Origin of the sequence: Janthinobacterium sp. 78 (genome assembly GCF_003096775.1) — a bacterium.
GTDB lineage: Bacteria > Pseudomonadota > Gammaproteobacteria > Burkholderiales > Burkholderiaceae_D > Janthinobacterium > Janthinobacterium tructae.
The window spans coordinates 3,157,521-3,173,480 of record NZ_QENT01000001.1 but is presented as its reverse complement, the minus strand read 5'-3'; the positions used below and the strand labels follow the sequence as shown (position 1 = coordinate 3,173,480).

Sequence of the window (15,960 nt, the reverse complement as noted above, 5' to 3'; positions counted from 1 at the left end):
ACAAGGGGCGCAGTGTATCAAATAGCCTGCCCCATCAGCCATTCCAGCAGCGCCTGCACGCGCGCCGGCAGTGGCCGGGCGGCATGCACGAGGTAATACGCCTGCGGGCTGGCCAAGGCAAACCCGCCGAACGGCAAGACCAGCTGGCCGCTATCTAACCACGGCTGCACCAGCTGGCGCCGGCCCATGGCCACGCCCGCGTGGTGGATGGCCGCCTGCGCGCACAGGTCGGCGCGGTCGAAACGCAGGCTGCGCGCGGGCAAGTTCACCTCGGGCGCCTGCCCGTCCAGCCACAAGCGCCATTCGGCATCGGGCGCGCAGGCGGGCCAGGCCAGGGTGTCGTGCAGTGCCGTCGCGCCGGACAGGTGTTGCGGCGCATCTTGCAAGCCGTGCTCGCGTGCATATTGCGGGCTGCAGACGGGCGCCAGCCACTCATCCATCAGCTTGCGCGAGGCCAGGCCGGGAAAGTGGCCATCGCCATAGTGCAGCGCCAGGTCGACCTGGCCGGCGCGAAAGTCCACGCTATCATTGCCCACGCGCAAGTCGATCGACATATCCGGATATTGCGCAGCGAAGCTTGCCAGGTGCGGCACCAGCCAGCATTGGGCCACCGAAGGGCGCGCATGCATGCTGACGCTGCCAGTGAGTGCATCGCCGCCGGCCAGCGCCGCCTGCAAGCCATCCCAGCCAATTTGCAGGGCGGCGAAGATGCGTTCGCCATCGGCCGTCAGTTTGACTTGCCGCGTCAGCCGTTCGAACAGGCGCAGGTTCAGACTGCTTTCCAGCCGCGCGATGCGGTGGCTGACGGCGCTGGGCGTGAGCGCCAGTTCCTGCGCGGCCAGCGCGAAACTGGCATGGCGCGCCGCCACGAGAAACGTATGCAGGTTGGCGAACTGGCTGGCCGTCAGCGTACCTGTGAGCGCCACGCCGGCCGGCATCAAACGGCTCCGGCCGCCAGCAGCGCGCGGCCACGCGCCACGTAAGCGGCCATTTCTTGCTCCGGCACCATGCTGCCGCCCGTGCCCCACACCAGGTGCGTGGTGGTATCGAGGTGCTGCTGATATTGCGGCGCGGCCAGCACGTGCTGGATGCCCGCAAAACCGGCCACGGCGGACGGTTCCAGGCGCAAGCCTTGCGTTTGCTCCAGCGTCGCCAGCAAGCGGTACAGTTCTTCATCCGTGACGGTGGCGTAGCCGTCGATCAGCCGCTGCATGGCGCGTCCGACAAAGCCGGACGGGCGGCCCACGGCAAGGCCATCGGCCGCCGTGAGGTTATCGATGCCGATTTCTTGCACGCTGATACCCTCGTGCAAGCCCGTGTGCACGCCCAGCAGCATGCATGGCGAATGCGTCGGCTCGACGAAGACGCAGTGGACGGCATCGCCAAAGGCCAGCTTCAAGCCGAAGGCCACGCCGCCGGGGCCGCCGCCGACGCCGCACGGCAGGTAGACGAACAGCGGGTGCTGCGCATCGACCGCGACGCCGGCAGCGTCAAACTGGGCTTGCAGGCGCTGGCCCGCCACCGCGTAGCCGAGAAACAGATCGTGCGAGTTTTCATCGTCGACGAAGTGGCAAGTCGGATCATTCTCCGCCTGCCTGCGCCCCGCTTCCACGGCCACGCTGTAGTCGGTCGCGTACTCGACGACGGTGACGCCGTGGCTGCGCAATGTATCCTTCTTCCATTGCCGCGCGTCGGCCGACATGTGCACGGTGGCGCGAAAGCCCAGGCGCGCACTCATGATGCCGATCGACAAGCCCAGATTGCCCGTGGAGCCGACGGCGATCGCATACTGGCCAAAGAAGGCGCGCACGGCGTCGCTGGCCAGCAGGCTGTAATCGTCGCCCTGCTTCAGCAAGCCGGCGTCCAGCGCCAGCATTTCCGCATGTTTCAGCACTTCATAGATGCCGCCACGCGCCTTGATCGAGCCGGAAATGGGCAGATGGCTATCCTGCTTGAGCCACAGCTGACCGCTCGTCATGCCCAACGTTGCCTGCATGGCCGGCAGCGGCACGACGGGCGACTCGATGACGCCGCCGCTGGCCTGCGTTTCCGGAAACGCCCTGGCCAGATAGGGCGCGAAGCGGGCCAGGCGCGCGCTGGCCTGCGCCACGTCGTCTGCCGTCAAGCCCACGTCCTTCAAGGCCTCGGCCGCTGGCGCGATGCGGGGATTGAACCAGCTCAAGGGCTGCAAGGCCATCAATTCTGTAATCAGGGGAAATTTTTCGCACAGCGCGGCGATGGCGGGAGTGGGTAGCATGGCAACCTCGTCAAGGAACAAGCCATGATTAGACCGCATCCGGGCGCCGCTGGCAAAGGATGGTTGATCAGGCAATGGATGACGGGAAATCATCTGTCATGATGACCCGCTGCTCCCCTATTTCAATTTAATGTACAGATGCATGGCGGGATTCTTTTCGCTTTGAACTTCTTTGACTTCAACGAAAGGAAGGCGACGCACCAGTTCACTCAATTTCTGGCAGCCGTAGTGGCGCGGGTCGAAGGCTGGATTGTTCTTCAAGATCAGACTGCCGACGCCACTCAAGGAGGCAAAACCATCATCACGCGCTGCGGCGATGATGGCCTTGCGCAGCACTTCCCGCGTATCTGCATCGAGGGAGACAGGCGCCAGCGCCTGTAACGGTTTTTGCTGCTTTTCTGCCAAAGGAAGAGGTGCTACCGGCCGCAAAATCTCCGTATACACAAACTTGTCGCAGGCGGCGACGAAAGCTGGCGGCGTCTTTCTTTCACCAAAACCATACACGGCCAGTCCTGATTCGCGAATCCGTGTTGCAAGGCGCGTGAAATCACTGTCGGACGATACCAGACAAAAGCCGTCCAGCTTTTCTGAGTGCAGCAAATCCATGGCGTCGATGATCAACGATGAATCCGTCGAATTTTTACCCGTCGTATAGCTGAATTGCTGGATCGGCTGAATGGCCATCAAATGCAGGATTTCTTTCCAGCCTTTCAAATTGGGCGTAGTCCAGTCTCCATAGGCACGCTTCACCGATGCGGTACCAAAGGTGGATACCTCCGTCAGCAATTCCTTGATGATCGACGCCTGGGCATTATCCGCATCGATCAAGACGGCCAGTTTGGCATTACTTGTCATAATATTTGGACCTCATCAGCTAAGCGCCGTTTGATTGCAGTTCCCACTATGCCGCCAAATGTTCCGTCAGGCAATACCAGAACCGGCAGCCCTATCCCTGACGATAGCTAAATTCAATTCCTGAATGCACTATCGAGTAAAGAAAAATTTCCACAACATCACAAAAATAAGTTATCTTAAAGGCAAATAAAAGGAGACATTTTTTCTCTTTTCTAGCGAGGCAAAAATGCGCTCCAAGAATGACAAAGTCACTGCTACGAATATGGACATCATCGACTGCGCAAGGCAGGACGATTTGACGGCCCAAAAGGTCGAGGTCGGCATTATCTTCCAGGAAATGCTCGATACCGCCACGGCCGCCGCCTACCTTGCCAGGAACGAGGTGCCGATTGCCACCGCGCTGCGCGTGCTGACGGGGTCACGGCGAAAAAAGAGCGGAGGCGGAAATTGATGGCTTTGTGCCGGATTACCTGGGGAGGCGCTGAATAGTCGACGCCGGGCACACCCGCGCTCCAGATTTTCCAGCCGTTCATTTGCCAATACCAGCGATCTGTCGATGCCATCGGAAAGAGGACTACCCGACGTAGGCCTGTGCAAAAAATGCCGGAGCCAGGATGCCATCGAGAATACCAAATGATCGAAAAGAAACATGCACACATTGTCACAAACATGGCGCTCGCTGCTGCGGCGATACCGGCGGGCGCCTTCCCGCAGCGGCAGCAGGAAGGCGCCAACACCAATTGCCAGCCTTAGAACTTCAGCTGCAGCCCCAGATCAATCGACCTGCCCTCGGCCGGCAAGGCTTGCAGCGCCCCGCCATTCGCTTTCAGCCCCGACAAATACACGCCACCGAGCGGGTCCGCATACGCGCGGTTGAACACGTTGCTCACGCCCGCGCTCAGGCTGGCCATCTTGCTCAATGCCACGCTGCTACGCAGGTTGACGAGCGCGTAGCCGCCCGTTTCCGGTTCGAAGCGGCGCGCATCGACCTTGTCCTTGCGCGCAACGATCTTGGTTTCGATGCGGCTGCTCCAGGCGCCCAACTTGTGCTCGACGGCCAGCAAGGCGTTGAACGGCATCATGCGGTACAGGTCGCCGCCATCGCTGCGCTTGCCCCGCGTGTAAGCCGCATTGCCACTGGCGATCAAGCTGCCCCATTGGCTGCTGCGCGCCAGCGGCAGCTGCCATGCCAGATTCACGCCATACAGCTTGGCGTCGTGGTTGGCAAAGCGCAGCAAGTTGCCATTCGCGCCCATTTTCATGTACGGGTGGAAAGACGCCAGCACGTCGACGTCGATGTAATTGTCGACCTTGCTGTAGTAGGGGTTGACGCGCAGGAACCAGCCCTCCTCGCCGCCGCCATGCCAGTCGGCCGTGAGCGCGGCCGTGTAAGCCGTTTCGGGCTTGAGGTTGATATCGCCCACATAGCCGTTACCATCGCCAAACCAGTTGGTCATGGTCATGGCCATCGAGCCGCGGCCCCACGAGTAGCGCTCGTACAGATTCGGCGAACGCACCTTGCGCGCCAGCGCGAATTCGTAGCTGCTGGCCGTGTCCGGCGTGAAGGTGGTTTGCGCCGAGGCATCGATATTCGTGTCGCGCTGGCTGCGGCTGCGCGCATTGAAGGCCCTGGCGGCCATCACGTCCGGCATGTTCATCATGTTGGTGCCGTACGATTGCACATCGCCCGCATCCATGCGCACGGATTCGCCGCGCACGCCCAGCACGCTCGTCCAGCGCGCATCGTGCCGCGTTTCCAGCTCGCCGAACAGCACGGTGCGGTCGCGCTTGCCATCGTTGATGTTCAAATAGGTGCGCGGCCCCATCATCATGGAACCGGGCACGGCAGGCCAATAGTCGTCGAGGCGGAAACCGTGCCACTCCTGGCCCAGGCGCAACTCGCCCGCAGCCATCGGCAGGCTGGCCATCAGCGCATAGCCCGTGTTGCGTCCATGCGTAATCATCGGCATCGTGCCCGTGCGCTCGGGCGAGAAAAAGCCCATTTCATGGTCCGTCTGTTGCCAGTAGGCGCGCGCATCCAGCACGCCCCAGCCGAACTCGCCTTTATAAGCGAGATTGGCGAACTGGCCGTGGTTGTCCGTCATGTCCATGTACTGGTTCGGAAAACCCTGGTACGGAATGTGCTGCACGCCGGCGCGCAGGGTCAGTTGCTGTCCCTGGCCTTTCGCCGCCAGCACGATGGACTGGTTGATGCTTTCATACATGCTGGCCAGCACCTTGTTGCCGTGACCATCGTCATAGCTGTGGCCGCGCGTATAGGCCCCGCTGTAGCCGATGCTCAAGCTGTCGCTGGCGACCGACGCGTTCACGCTGGTCGCCACGCTGTTGTTGACGCTGCGTCCCGAGACGGCAAAGCTGCCTTGTGTCAGCAGCGCCGCGCCAGGCTGGGCGAACACGGGCGCGTTCGATTGCACTTCGATGGTGCCGGCGATGCTGTCGCCACCCGCGCTGACGGGCGTCACGCCCGCGATCAGGCGGATGCGCTGCACTTGTTGCGGATCGATGTAGGACAGCGGCGCATTCATATGATTGGCGCAGGCGGAGGTCAATTCCATGCCGTCGATGCGAATCTTGATGCGGTCATCGGCAAAGCCATTCACCACAGGCAAGCCGGATACTCCGCCGCCGGCCGCCACGCTGTAGCCGGGCGTGCTGCTGAGCATCAGGGCCGTGTCGGCGGCGGGACGGTAGCCTTCCTTCAGGCCCGTGACGATGACTTTCATCTCGGGCAAAACATCTTCAGTGCGCGATTGGGCCACGGCGGGCATGGCGATGGCGAGGGAAATCAATAACGGTAAATGTTTCATGGTGCTGCTTTCAGATTCTGTAGAGGTAAGACGAACGGACGCAAGCGCGCGGCGCAAGGCAGTTCAGGGAAAGGACAGATCAGAAAGCGGCGGGCGGCCCACGGGGCTGGACGGGCGTCCAGGCGAACAGCGGCGCGGCGGATTGGTAGAACAGCTCGGGCAGCAAGCCCGTGATCAGTTCGCCGGAAGCGAGCACGAGGGAGGTAGGCGGCACCGACAAGGTGTCAGCATGCATGCTGCAGCACGGGCAATCGCCCATGCGCATGCTGCCCTTGGAAGTATCGGGCGTGTCCGTGGAGAGTGTTGCCGGCAGCATATTCATGCCGCCCGCCACCGAACAGATTTCCAGGCTGGGCACGGCCAGGCCGCTGGCGACCGTCAGCGCGCGCGACACCGTAGGGGCGAGCGTGGCCAGGAAGATGGCGATACACGCGATCCACAGGACGATGCCGGCCTTGCTTTTGCTGATGAACATGGCAACATTGTATCAGCGCCGATCACCCGTGGACAGCGCGCAAGTCAAGCCTTACAGATCCAGCTTCATCGACAGCTTGATGGCGCGCGGGGCACCGGATGCCAAACGCGTACCGGCGCCGGCCCAGTAACGCTTGTCGGCAAGGTTTTCCACGTTCAGCTGCCACACGACGGCCTTGTTCATTACCGTGCTGGCATAGCGGGCGCCCGCGCTGAAAAGTGTCACCCCGCCGAGGAAAGCCTGGTTCAGGTCGTTCACGGGACGGGCGCTGTAGTAATACGCGCCGCCGTTGACGGACAAGCCCGAAACGCCATCGAAGGCATAGGCGAGAAAGGCGCTGGCCGTGCGCTTCGACGCGTTTTCCGGCGCCTTGCCATTGTAGTCGGCGTTGATATGGGCAAACTCGGGGGCGAGCAACTGCGCCGACGTCTGCCACGACAACTGGCGCGTCAGCTTGCCTTGCGTCGACAGTTCCAGACCACGGTAGCGCTGTTCACCGTCCGACGTGAACACATTGCTGGCATTCGTGTAATAGCCGGGGCGCGTGATGTCGAACAAGGCGGCGGAGACCAGGCTGCCGCCCGGCGTCAGCCAGCGCGCACCCAGCTCTTGCTGTTGGCTCACGCCAGGTGCCATCTTGACGCCCTGGTTGACGGTGCCCGTCGGGCCCGTCTCACCCTCTTCCAGCCCGCGCGCCGTGGACGCGTAAAACGACAACTGGGGCGTGGCCTTGTAGATCACTGACGCCATCGGCGTCGTCTTGCTGACGTCATAGTGGCTGGCGCCCTGGTCGCTTTGATAGCTGCTGCGGCGTACGCCGATGACGCTTTGCCATTGCGGGCTGAAGACCATGCGGTCAAGCGCGTACAAGCCCGTGTCACGGGTGTCGAGCGCGGCCGTCGTGGGCGAAGCCGGCTTGGGACCGAACACGACACTCGTCACTGGCACGGGGTTGTACAGGTTTTGCGACGCAATCGTGTAATTAATCTGGTAAATAGGATCTTGCGACTTGTCCGTGCGCGAAGCGCCCAGGGTCAGCTCGTGGGCAATAAAACCCGTATGGAAATTGCCGGCCAGTTCAAAGCGCAACAAGTCCGACGCCGTCACGCTGTGCTGGATATTGCCCGTGATACGGCCTGCGCCCGTGGCCAGTGCTGCCGCATTATTCAGGCGGAAGATTGCCAGGCGGCGGTCGCGCGCCGTTTCCGAGTGGCCCGCCTCCACCGTCAGGGCCCAGCCATCCGTGATGGCATAGTCGGCGCGCAATTGCGCGTTTTTCGTTTGCGCTTCGAAAGCCGACCAGTCGGGGCCGATCAACTGGCGCGGATCGACGGCGCGCGGCAGGCTGATCACGCCTTTCACGGCCGTGGGCAAGGCCACGCCCGCCTGCTCCGTCACCTTGCGGCGCTCGTATTCGAGATCTGCCTTCAGCAGCAGTTTATTGCTCACGCGCCAGTCCAGCGCCGTGGAAATGAAGCGGCGGTTGCCGTTGCCGACATGGTCCAGCCAGGAGCCCAGGGTGCCGCCGGCCGCGTTCACGCGCACGCCGAACTCCTGCTGCGCGCCAAAACGACGGCCCACGTCGACATTCGCCATGGCACTGCCACGGTCGTCGAGACTCAGGCCCATGCTGGTGACGGGCTGGCTACCCGCCCGCTTGGTGACGAAGTTGACGACGCCGGCCGGCGAGGTAAAGCCGTAGTACAGGGCCGAGGCGCCCTTCAGCACTTCCACGCGCTCCTTGTTTTCCATGGGCACTTGCGAGAAGTTCATGATGGGCATGGAACCGTTGAGGCGGTAATTCGTGCGATTTTCCACGGCGATGCCGCGTATCACCAATTGATCCCACGTTTCGCCGCCGTTTTGCTGGCGCGTCACGCCCGCCGTATTGCGCACGGCGTCGTACAGGCCCGAGACGGCTTGCTGTTCCAGCAATGCGCGCGTGATCACGTTGACGGTCGATGGCACGTCCATGATGCTGGCACCACGGAAACTGCCCGCCTCCGTGGTGAGCGGCACCAGGCCTTGGGCGCGGGCGCCCGTCACCTGCACGGCTTGCATGACTTTCTCATCGCCAGCCGTCAAGTCGTCCTGGCCACTGCCCCCATTGACGGCGCCGGCCGCGTGGGAAGCGAAGGCCAGCGACAGGGCGGCGGCGACGGGAAGCAAGCGGGTGCGGGGAGAGACGACAGGCATGACATCGGGCTTTCAATGAAAAAATATATACAAATGGAAACTAACGGTTAGCCGCCATGATACCGGTAATGAGAATCATTATCAAGAAAGAGTGAGTTTGTGTGAGTTTTACAGAAGAAACAAGCCGCCTCTGGCGCCTGTTATCACTTGAACACGTTTGGATTTTGCAGACGAGGCCGCAAAGAGGCATACTGACAGTCACGGCGTGCAAGATGTGCCGCCTAACAAGATCAAAAGGTAAGTTCGTGAACACAATCGACAACAAAAGCGTGCAGACGAAAACATTTCGCTGGAAACGCTGGCAGCGCTGGGCCGTTGGCACAGGCTGCGCCCTGGCCGCCTACAGCGCGGCCGGCTTCTGGCTGGTGCCCTACGTCATCAAAAATCAGCTACCCAAATTTGCAGAAAAAGAACTCGCGCGCCAGGCCAGCATCGCCGACGTGCGCTTCAACCCGTTTACCTTGCGCCTGGAAGCGGACCAGATCGCCTTTACCGAAGCGGCCAGCGCGGATGGCACGAGCGGCACGAGCGGCGCGCCGCTGCTGTCCATCGGCGCCCTGGCCGTACAGCTGGAATGGAAATCCATCGTGCGCCGCGCCTGGAGCCTGGCGGAAATCCGCATCACGGCGCCGCAAGCCCAGCTGACGATCACGCCGGATGGCAAGTTCAACCTGGCTGAAGTGCTGGCCACCTGGCAACGCAACCATCCTGAAAAAAGCGAAGGCGGCATGCCGCGCCTCGTCATCGGCCATCTTGCGCTGGAACACGGCAAAGTGGACTGGCATGACCAGAAGGCGGGCTACGCGGACAACTTCACGCCAATCAACTTTACGCTCGACAATATTTCCACCCTGCCCGACGCCAACGGCAGCTACAGCCTCAGCGCCGATGCGGCGCGCGGCGGCAAGCTGCACTGGCGCGGCACGGCCTCGCTCAGCCCCATCCGCGGCGAAGGCGAACTGATACTGAACGACGCCTCCCTGCCCGGTCTGGCCGCGTATTTGAAAGCCTATACGCGCGCCACGGTGACGAGCGGCAAGTTGTCGGCGCGCCTGCCCTACGCCTTTTCCTATGCCGACGGCACGCTGCAAGCGACCGTCAAAGGTGCGGGCCTGGCCTTGCGCGACCTGGCGCTGGTGCAAAGTGGCAAGGGCGCGCCGTTTACCTCGCTGAGCACCCTGGGCATCGCCGGCGTGAACGCCGACCTGGCGCGCCAAAGCGTCACCGTGGATAAAATCAATCTGTACGGCGGCAAGGTGGCCGTGCGCCGCAATGCCAAGGGCGAGATCGACGTGGCGAACCTGATGCTGCCTGGCAACCCGGCACCGGCAGCCTCCGCCGCGCCAGCCAAGCCGGGCAAGTGGAAAGTGGACTTGAAGCAAGTGGCCCTGGCCAACGTGGACGTCTCCGTCATCGATGAAACCGTCTCGCCTGCCCTGCAATTGAGCGCGAAACAGTTGCAACTGCAGCTGCAACTGGGCTTGCAACAGGGGCAGGCGGGAAACAGCATCATTGTCGATGGCGCCAGTTTTGCGCTGGCCGACCTTACCATGCAGCGGGGCGCGCAAACGCCGTTCAAACTGGCCCAATTGGGTTTTACGGATGGCAATATCGACCTGGCCGCGCATACCGTGCACCTGGGCGCCGTGACGGCCAGCGGCGCGCAGATCGACCTGGCGCGCAACCGCCAGGGCGAGTTTGCGATTGCGCAACAGCTACCCGTGTTTGCCTCCGGCAAAGCCAACGCAGGCAAGGAAACGCCGTCCGCGCCCTGGTCCACCAAGGTAGACAAGGTAGAACTGAGCAAGTTCGGCGCCCGTTTCGATGATGCGGGTACTGGCATCAAGGGCATGCTGCAGGATGCGCGGCTCTCCTTGCACAACGTCAGCAACGACATGAAACAGGCGCTGCCGTTCGAACTGGGCGTGGGCTTGCGCGAAGGCGGCTTGCTCACCGCCAATGGCAAGTTCGTGCCGGGCACGGGCGCCGTCGATGCGCAGCTGAATCTGCAACGACTGACCCTGGCGCCCGTGCAACCGTTGCTGGCGCAGCATGTAAAACTGAAGCTGGCAGGCGGCACCCTCTCCGGCAGCGGCCGCCTGACGACGGGCGGCGGCGCGCCGAAAGCGCCCAAGGTCCGTTATGAGGGCGGCGTGGATATCGCCGGCCTGGTGCTCAATGAAACGGATGGCAAGCGTTTTGCCTCGTGGAAAAGCGTGCGCGCCGACAAGCTGACGGCCAGCGTGGGCCCCGATTTTGTCGACATCCCCGAACTGCGCGTGGTGGAACCGAACGCCCAGCTGATCATCGAAAACGACCGCAGCCTCAATGCCCAGCGTTTGCTGGTGAAGGCGCCGGAGCCAGTTGCGGCGCCAGCGACCACGGCGACGCCAACAGCAGCCGACGCCGCCTTCCCCGTGCGCGTGCGCCGCGTGCGCCTGCAAAACGCCAAGCTGGACTTTGCCGACCTGAGCTTGCGGCCCCAGTTCGCCGCCAAGATTTATGAACTCAATGGCGTCATCACGGGTCTGTCGACCAAGCGCGATGCACGCAGCCAGATCGAACTGGACGGCCGCATCGATGAATTCGGCCTGGCCCGCGTGCGTGGTCAACTAAATCCGTTCGCGCCGACCGACAACACGGACTTGAACGTGGTCTTCAAGAACGTCGACATGGTCTCCGCCTCGCCGTACACGATGAAGTTCGCCGGCTACAAGGTGGCTGAAGGCAAGATTTCGCTGGACTTGCAATACAAGGTGCGCAACCGCCAGCTCGACGGCACCAACCAGGTCGTGCTCGACAAACTGACTCTGGGCGAGCGCATCGACAGTCCGGACGCCTTGAAACTGCCTTTGGAACTGGCGCTGGCCATCCTCAAGGATAGCGACGGGCGCATCGACCTCGGTTTGCCCGTGTCGGGCGACATGAACGACCCGCAATTCAGCTATGGCGCCCTGATCTGGAAAGCCGTGGGCAATGTGCTGACAAAAATCGTCACGGCGCCGTTCCGCGCGCTGGGCAACTTGCTGGGCATCAGCGCCGACAAGCTCGAATCCATCGATTTTGACCCGGGCAGCGCCGTACTGCTGCCGCCCGAGCGGGAAAAGCTCAAGCAGGTGGCGCAAATCCTCGCCAAGCGCGAACAGCTGAAGCTGGCCGTGCCGGGCCAGTACAGCGACACGGACGCGGCCGCCCTGCGTGCCCTGGCCGTGCGCCGCGCCGTTGCCGCCAAGGCTGGCATCAAGCTCGAAGCGGGCGAAGAACCGGGACCATTGAACCTGGGCGAACGCAAGATACGGGGCGCCCTGCGCGAGCTGTACGGCGAACGCTTCGGCAAGGCCGAACTGGACAAGCAGAAAAAGGCGGCGGAGTCGGCCGTACCAGCCACAGCAGCGTCGGTCTCGGCCAGCGCCTCCACTGCGGCTGCGGCAAAAATCCCCGTCCTGCAGCGCCTGGGCAAGCTGATCGAAGGCGAACCGCAAGTGGCCGACACGGGCGCCTTCTATAACGGTTTGCGCGAGCAGCTGGAAGCCAAACAACCCCTGCCTGCCGATGCCTTGAATAAACTGGGCGCCCAGCGCAGCGCTGCCATCCTGGCGGCCCTGCAGCAGGACGGCACGCCGGCGGCCAGGGTCAGCGCGGGTGCGCCGGAAAAAACCGAGGCCGCTCCGGGCAAGCTGGTGGGCTTGAAGCTGGGATTGGCAGCGAAATAAGGAAAGGGCTGGTACCATCACACGGCGCCCTATGCAGAGTGACACCAGGGTGACGCGAACGAAACTGCGACGCGCTGGTGTGAATTGCGGCTGATCTCCGGTGGCGCCTCGGCAGTGCATTTCGATCTGCGGGCCAGCCATTTCAAGTGCGCTACGCTAGCCGATCAGATCCTGTTCGGCCTGTTCTTGCCAATGCCTGAGCTAATGTTCTCCGCGGCCACAACCTCCACGAATTGTGCAAGTGCCAGTTCCTTGATTCCCACTCTTTTGCTTGGTGTAAGGATCGGCAGAAAACTCGGCAAGCTGCTGACGGCAATAGCCGACTTAACTTCTGGTCGATCCTATCGCGGTCGTGAAAATCTATCAAAACCACGAAACCCAAGTTGAAGCCGTACCAGGCAATGAATCAGAAAAATTGCTGATATATCTTAACTTGGGTAACGGGTAAAATCAGGGAATGAAAGTTGGCCGCGGCACATCACCATTGGAACCGTCGTCTTGCATGAGGACAGAACGTCCTCCACCAGACCGGAGTGGTTGCTGCCCGGAATACGGTAACCAATCGCCACCGCCGCAACTGGTCAATGCACTATTTTCACATCCGCCTGAAACCAAATCCAATTGCTCGAAATTCAATTCAATCATTGTTGCTCCTGAAATTTTATAAATAACCATATTTATTATGGTCTCTGACGTAAGAGACAGCCAGATATTGCCAGGCATGTCGTTACAAAAATAGCGCCAGCAATCTTTCGGTAAAAATTACTTGGGCACTTCATCCAAAAATACTAATAACACCATTCACATCAAGAGTGACGGTCTGCCTTGCATATAAATTGCCAGGCAGTTAAATTTATCACAATTGCGCGCACTGTCAAGCCAATTCAGAAAAAAACAAATAGTATCAAGGCCTTATCGATTTAAAATCACAGCAACAATGGCCAATATCTTCGCCATGAATGATTTATATCTTCGGTTTTTAACTTTTCACCCACCGCATTCATGCAGGTGACGATATGTTGATAGTGCCTGCGGCCATCTTTTGCGCTTGAAAGGCCGTCCGATGTGAGGACTGTGCCGCACCAGATTGACTTACTTCGCTTTCCCCGGCTCCCTCACCGCCTCATGCGGCAAGGCAAACGCCACCAGGCTATCGCCCATCTTCGTGCCCAGCGAACCGTGGCCGCCGGCCATCACCACCACATACTGCTTGCCCGTCTTGTCGGAGATGTAACTCATCGGCGTGGCCTGGCCGCCGGCCGGCAGGCGAGCTTTCCACACGGTCTTGCCGTTGCGCACGTCGTAGCCGCGGATGGTGTAGTCGAGCGTGCTGCTGAGGAAGGCCACGCCGCCGCCCGTGGTGCTGATGCCGCCCAGGCTGGGTACGCCCAGCGGCAAGGCGATGGGAACGGGGGCGCTGTCGCGCGTAGTGCCGTTCTTGTGCATCCACACTTTTTTCATGGTACGCAAGTCGACGGCGGCGATATAGCCCCAGGGCGGCGCCTGGCAGGGGAAGCCCAGCGGAGAAAGAAAAGGCTTGATTTCCACGGCAAACGGCACGCCCGTTTGCGGTTGCAAACCCATTTCCGATCCCGTGCCACCTTTCGCATTGGCTTGCGCGCGCGGTACCAGGCGTTCCAGGAAGCCCATGTAGTCGGGATTCACCAGCAGCAACTGACGCACGGGATCGACGGCCGCCCCGCCCCATTCGAAGATGCCCAGCGGGCCCGGCGAGATGATGGCGCCCTTGATCTTGCCTTCGGCCACCGTTTGCGGCGTAAACGGCCCTTCGTAGCGGTGCTGGCGGAAGATGATGCGGCAGGCGAGCTGGTCGAATGGCGTCGTGCCCCACATATCCGTTTCGCTGATATGTTTTTCAGGCAGGAAAGTGAGGGCCGAGAACGGTTGCGTGGGCGACAGCTTGTCGCCAGGCGCGGCGTTGGCCGTCGGCACGGGTTTTTCCGGCGCCGGCACGACCAGGCTGCCATCGCGCCGGTCGATCACATAGATGTCGCCCCGCTTGGTGGTGGCCACGACCGATGGAACTTTACCTTTCGGCGTGTCGATGTCGACCAGGGTGGGCTGGCCGCCGATATCCATGTCCCAGATATCGTGGTGCACGGTCTGGTACACCCAGCGTACTTTCCCGGTGACAAGATCAAGCGCGACGATGGCGCTATTGTATTTCTCGCCATGGGGATTGCGGTTGCCGCCCCAGGTATCGGGCGTTTCGTTGCCCATCGGGATGTACACCATGCCCAGTTTTTCATCCACGCTGGACACGCCCCAGGAATTCGGTGAATTGTTGGTGTAGGTTTTTCCCTCGGCAATCGGCGCCGTGTCGTCCGGGTTCGAGGCATCCCAGTTCCACATCAGTTTGCCAGTGACGGGATCGTAGCCGCGGATCACGCCCGACGGTTCTTCCGTGGAAAAATTATCGGTGACGCTGGCGGCCATCACCACCACGTTTTGCGCCACGGCCGGCGGCGAGGTGGGCATCAGAAAGCCCCGCTTCTTCATGCCCATGCCGTGGTACAGGCCGATCACGCCATTGTCGCCGAAGCTTTTGCACGCTGCGCCCGTATCGGCATTGATGGCGATCAGGGTGGCATCCATGGTGGGCGCGAAGATGCGGCGCGGGCACTCCATGCCGGCCGCCTCGGGCGCCGGGTCGTCCTTGGCGCGGCCCGCATTGACGTCCCAGTACGCCACGCCACGGCAAATCATGTGCTGGTAGCTGGACGCATCGCGGTTGATCTTCGGATCGTGGCGCCACAGCTCCTTGCCCGTGTCCGGGTCCAGCGCGATGACGATGCTGTGCGGCGTGCACAGGTACAGCATGCCGTTCACCTTCAGGGGCGTGACTTCGTTGGCGATCTCGTGCGGGTCGTTCGGGCCCTTGAAGTCGCCCGTGTGGTACACCCAAGCCTGTTTCAGCTGCGCAGCGTTGGCCGGCGTGATCTGCGCGGCCGGCGCGTAACGGTCGCCATAGCCGGAGCGGCCATACGCGGCCCAGTCGTTGGGCGCCACGCCCGGTGCGATATCGCCTTGCGGCGCGGCCGCCATGTTCTCGGCCGGCACTTCGCCGTGCAAGGTGGTGTAGTCCTGGAACAGCGAGAACACGCCCACGGCGGCGGTGACCACCACGGCGGCGGCCAGCGCGCTCTTGCCCGCGTCACGCGGTTTCGCTCCGGCGCTCACCGACGGAGCGAGCCGGCGGTCGACGAACGGCAGCAGCAGCCAGACGGCGGCGGCAAACCAGATATCGAGGCGCGGCAGCAATTGCCACCAGTCGAACTTCACTTCGATGACGGACCAGATCAGGGTGGCGAACAGCAGCAGCGCGAGAAACAACTGGGCGCTGCGCCGTCCCTTCCACACCAGCACACCCGTGATGAGCATGCCGATGCCGGCCACGACGTAATACCAGGAGCCGCCAAGGCTGACGAGCCAGGCGCCACCGCCCGCAAGCGCCAGGCCCGGCAAGATGAAGATGACGGCAGTGAGGATAAGCAAGGGTCCAGGCCGGGCAGAGGCAGTCATGATGCTCCTTTACAAGAGTCAGTCGGCGGCAGGCGATTCCACACCGCAGTTGATGGCGATCAAGGAGTGCCATTTTTTCACTAATTGGCCAAG

At 61.8% G+C, this 15,960-nt stretch carries 10 protein-coding genes; 2 read left to right on the top strand and 8 right to left on the bottom strand.

Going from position 1 to position 15,960, the window contains the following annotated elements:
• Nucleotides 1-17: 17 nt before the first annotated feature.
• The 3 genes from dsdC to C8C92_RS13955 form a co-directional block, all read right to left on the bottom strand.
• On the bottom strand, nucleotides 18-938 hold the full coding sequence (gene dsdC, locus C8C92_RS13965) for a DNA-binding transcriptional regulator DsdC (RefSeq protein WP_116744272.1): 921 nt from the start codon (nucleotides 936-938) through the stop codon (nucleotides 18-20).
• Nucleotides 938-2,257, bottom strand: coding sequence for a D-serine ammonia-lyase (locus C8C92_RS13960; RefSeq protein ID WP_116744271.1), 1,320 nt, complete (start codon nucleotides 2,255-2,257; stop codon nucleotides 938-940). The genes dsdC and C8C92_RS13960 overlap by 1 nt, the downstream gene beginning before the upstream one ends.
• Nucleotides 2,258-2,374: 117 nt before the next feature.
• Nucleotides 2,375-3,112 carry an NYN domain-containing protein gene (locus C8C92_RS13955; protein ID WP_099763973.1) on the bottom strand — a complete coding sequence of 246 codons (738 nt, stop codon included), beginning with the start codon at nucleotides 3,110-3,112 and terminating at the stop codon, nucleotides 2,375-2,377.
• A 262-nt stretch (nucleotides 3,113-3,374) separates the two neighbouring features.
• Between C8C92_RS13955 and C8C92_RS13950 the strand changes: the two genes are divergently transcribed.
• Complete coding sequence (locus C8C92_RS13950) at nucleotides 3,375-3,563, top strand: hypothetical protein (protein ID WP_133250749.1); 189 nt, start codon at nucleotides 3,375-3,377, stop codon at nucleotides 3,561-3,563.
• Between the two features lie 298 nt (nucleotides 3,564-3,861).
• On the opposite strand, the gene C8C92_RS13945 is transcribed toward C8C92_RS13950, so the two are convergent.
• The 3 genes from C8C92_RS13945 to C8C92_RS13935 all read right to left on the bottom strand — a co-directional run bounded on the left by C8C92_RS13945 (nucleotide 3,862) and on the right by C8C92_RS13935 (nucleotide 8,611).
• Nucleotides 3,862-5,940 carry a TonB-dependent receptor gene (locus tag C8C92_RS13945; protein WP_116744270.1) on the bottom strand — a complete coding sequence of 693 codons (2,079 nt, stop codon included), beginning with the start codon at nucleotides 5,938-5,940 and terminating at the stop codon, nucleotides 3,862-3,864.
• A 79-nt stretch (nucleotides 5,941-6,019) separates the two neighbouring features.
• On the bottom strand, nucleotides 6,020-6,415 hold the full coding sequence (locus C8C92_RS13940; protein ID WP_116744269.1) for a DUF2946 domain-containing protein: 396 nt from the start codon (nucleotides 6,413-6,415) through the stop codon (nucleotides 6,020-6,022).
• Nucleotides 6,416-6,466: 51 nt separating this feature from the next.
• On the bottom strand, nucleotides 6,467-8,611 hold the full coding sequence (locus C8C92_RS13935; RefSeq protein ID WP_116744268.1) for a TonB-dependent siderophore receptor: 2,145 nt from the start codon (nucleotides 8,609-8,611) through the stop codon (nucleotides 6,467-6,469).
• Nucleotides 8,612-8,856: 245 nt separating this feature from the next.
• Between C8C92_RS13935 and C8C92_RS13930 the strand changes: the two genes are divergently transcribed.
• On the top strand, nucleotides 8,857-12,324 hold the full coding sequence (locus C8C92_RS13930) for a DUF748 domain-containing protein (protein ID WP_243420208.1): 3,468 nt from the start codon (nucleotides 8,857-8,859) through the stop codon (nucleotides 12,322-12,324).
• Nucleotides 12,325-12,774: 450 nt separating this feature from the next.
• Here C8C92_RS13930 and C8C92_RS27230 read toward each other — a convergent pair whose 3' ends face one another.
• Together C8C92_RS27230 and C8C92_RS13925 are read right to left on the bottom strand one after the other, a co-directional pair.
• Nucleotides 12,775-12,969, bottom strand: a complete 195-nt coding sequence (locus tag C8C92_RS27230; RefSeq protein WP_133250748.1) for a hypothetical protein — start codon at nucleotides 12,967-12,969, stop codon at nucleotides 12,775-12,777.
• A gap of 447 nt (nucleotides 12,970-13,416) precedes the next feature.
• The gene (locus tag C8C92_RS13925) at nucleotides 13,417-15,867 is read right to left on the bottom strand and encodes a membrane-bound PQQ-dependent dehydrogenase, glucose/quinate/shikimate family (RefSeq protein ID WP_116744266.1); all 2,451 of its coding nucleotides are present in this window, start codon (nucleotides 15,865-15,867) and stop codon (nucleotides 13,417-13,419) included.
• Between the last annotated feature and the right edge of the window lie 93 nt (nucleotides 15,868-15,960).

Bases quoted from the DNA above. Each gene is read 5' to 3' on its own strand.
- C8C92_RS13940 (WP_116744269.1), bottom strand. From the start codon at position 6,415: ATGTTCATCAGCAAAAGCAAGGCCGGCATCGTCCTGTGGATCGCGTGT.
- dsdC (WP_116744272.1), bottom strand. From the start codon at position 938: ATGCCGGCCGGCGTGGCGCTCACAGGTACGCTGACGGCCAGCCAGTTC.
- C8C92_RS13950 (WP_133250749.1), top strand. From the start codon at position 3,375: ATGGACATCATCGACTGCGCAAGGCAGGACGATTTGACGGCCCAAAAG.
- C8C92_RS13945 (WP_116744270.1), bottom strand. From the start codon at position 5,940: ATGAAACATTTACCGTTATTGATTTCCCTCGCCATCGCCATGCCCGCC.
- C8C92_RS13935 (WP_116744268.1), bottom strand. From the start codon at position 8,611: ATGCCTGTCGTCTCTCCCCGCACCCGCTTGCTTCCCGTCGCCGCCGCC.
- C8C92_RS13960 (WP_116744271.1), bottom strand. From the start codon at position 2,257: ATGCTACCCACTCCCGCCATCGCCGCGCTGTGCGAAAAATTTCCCCTG.
- C8C92_RS13955 (WP_099763973.1), bottom strand. From the start codon at position 3,112: ATGACAAGTAATGCCAAACTGGCCGTCTTGATCGATGCGGATAATGCC.
- C8C92_RS27230 (WP_133250748.1), bottom strand. From the start codon at position 12,969: ATGATTGAATTGAATTTCGAGCAATTGGATTTGGTTTCAGGCGGATGT.
- C8C92_RS13925 (WP_116744266.1), bottom strand. From the start codon at position 15,867: ATGACTGCCTCTGCCCGGCCTGGACCCTTGCTTATCCTCACTGCCGTC.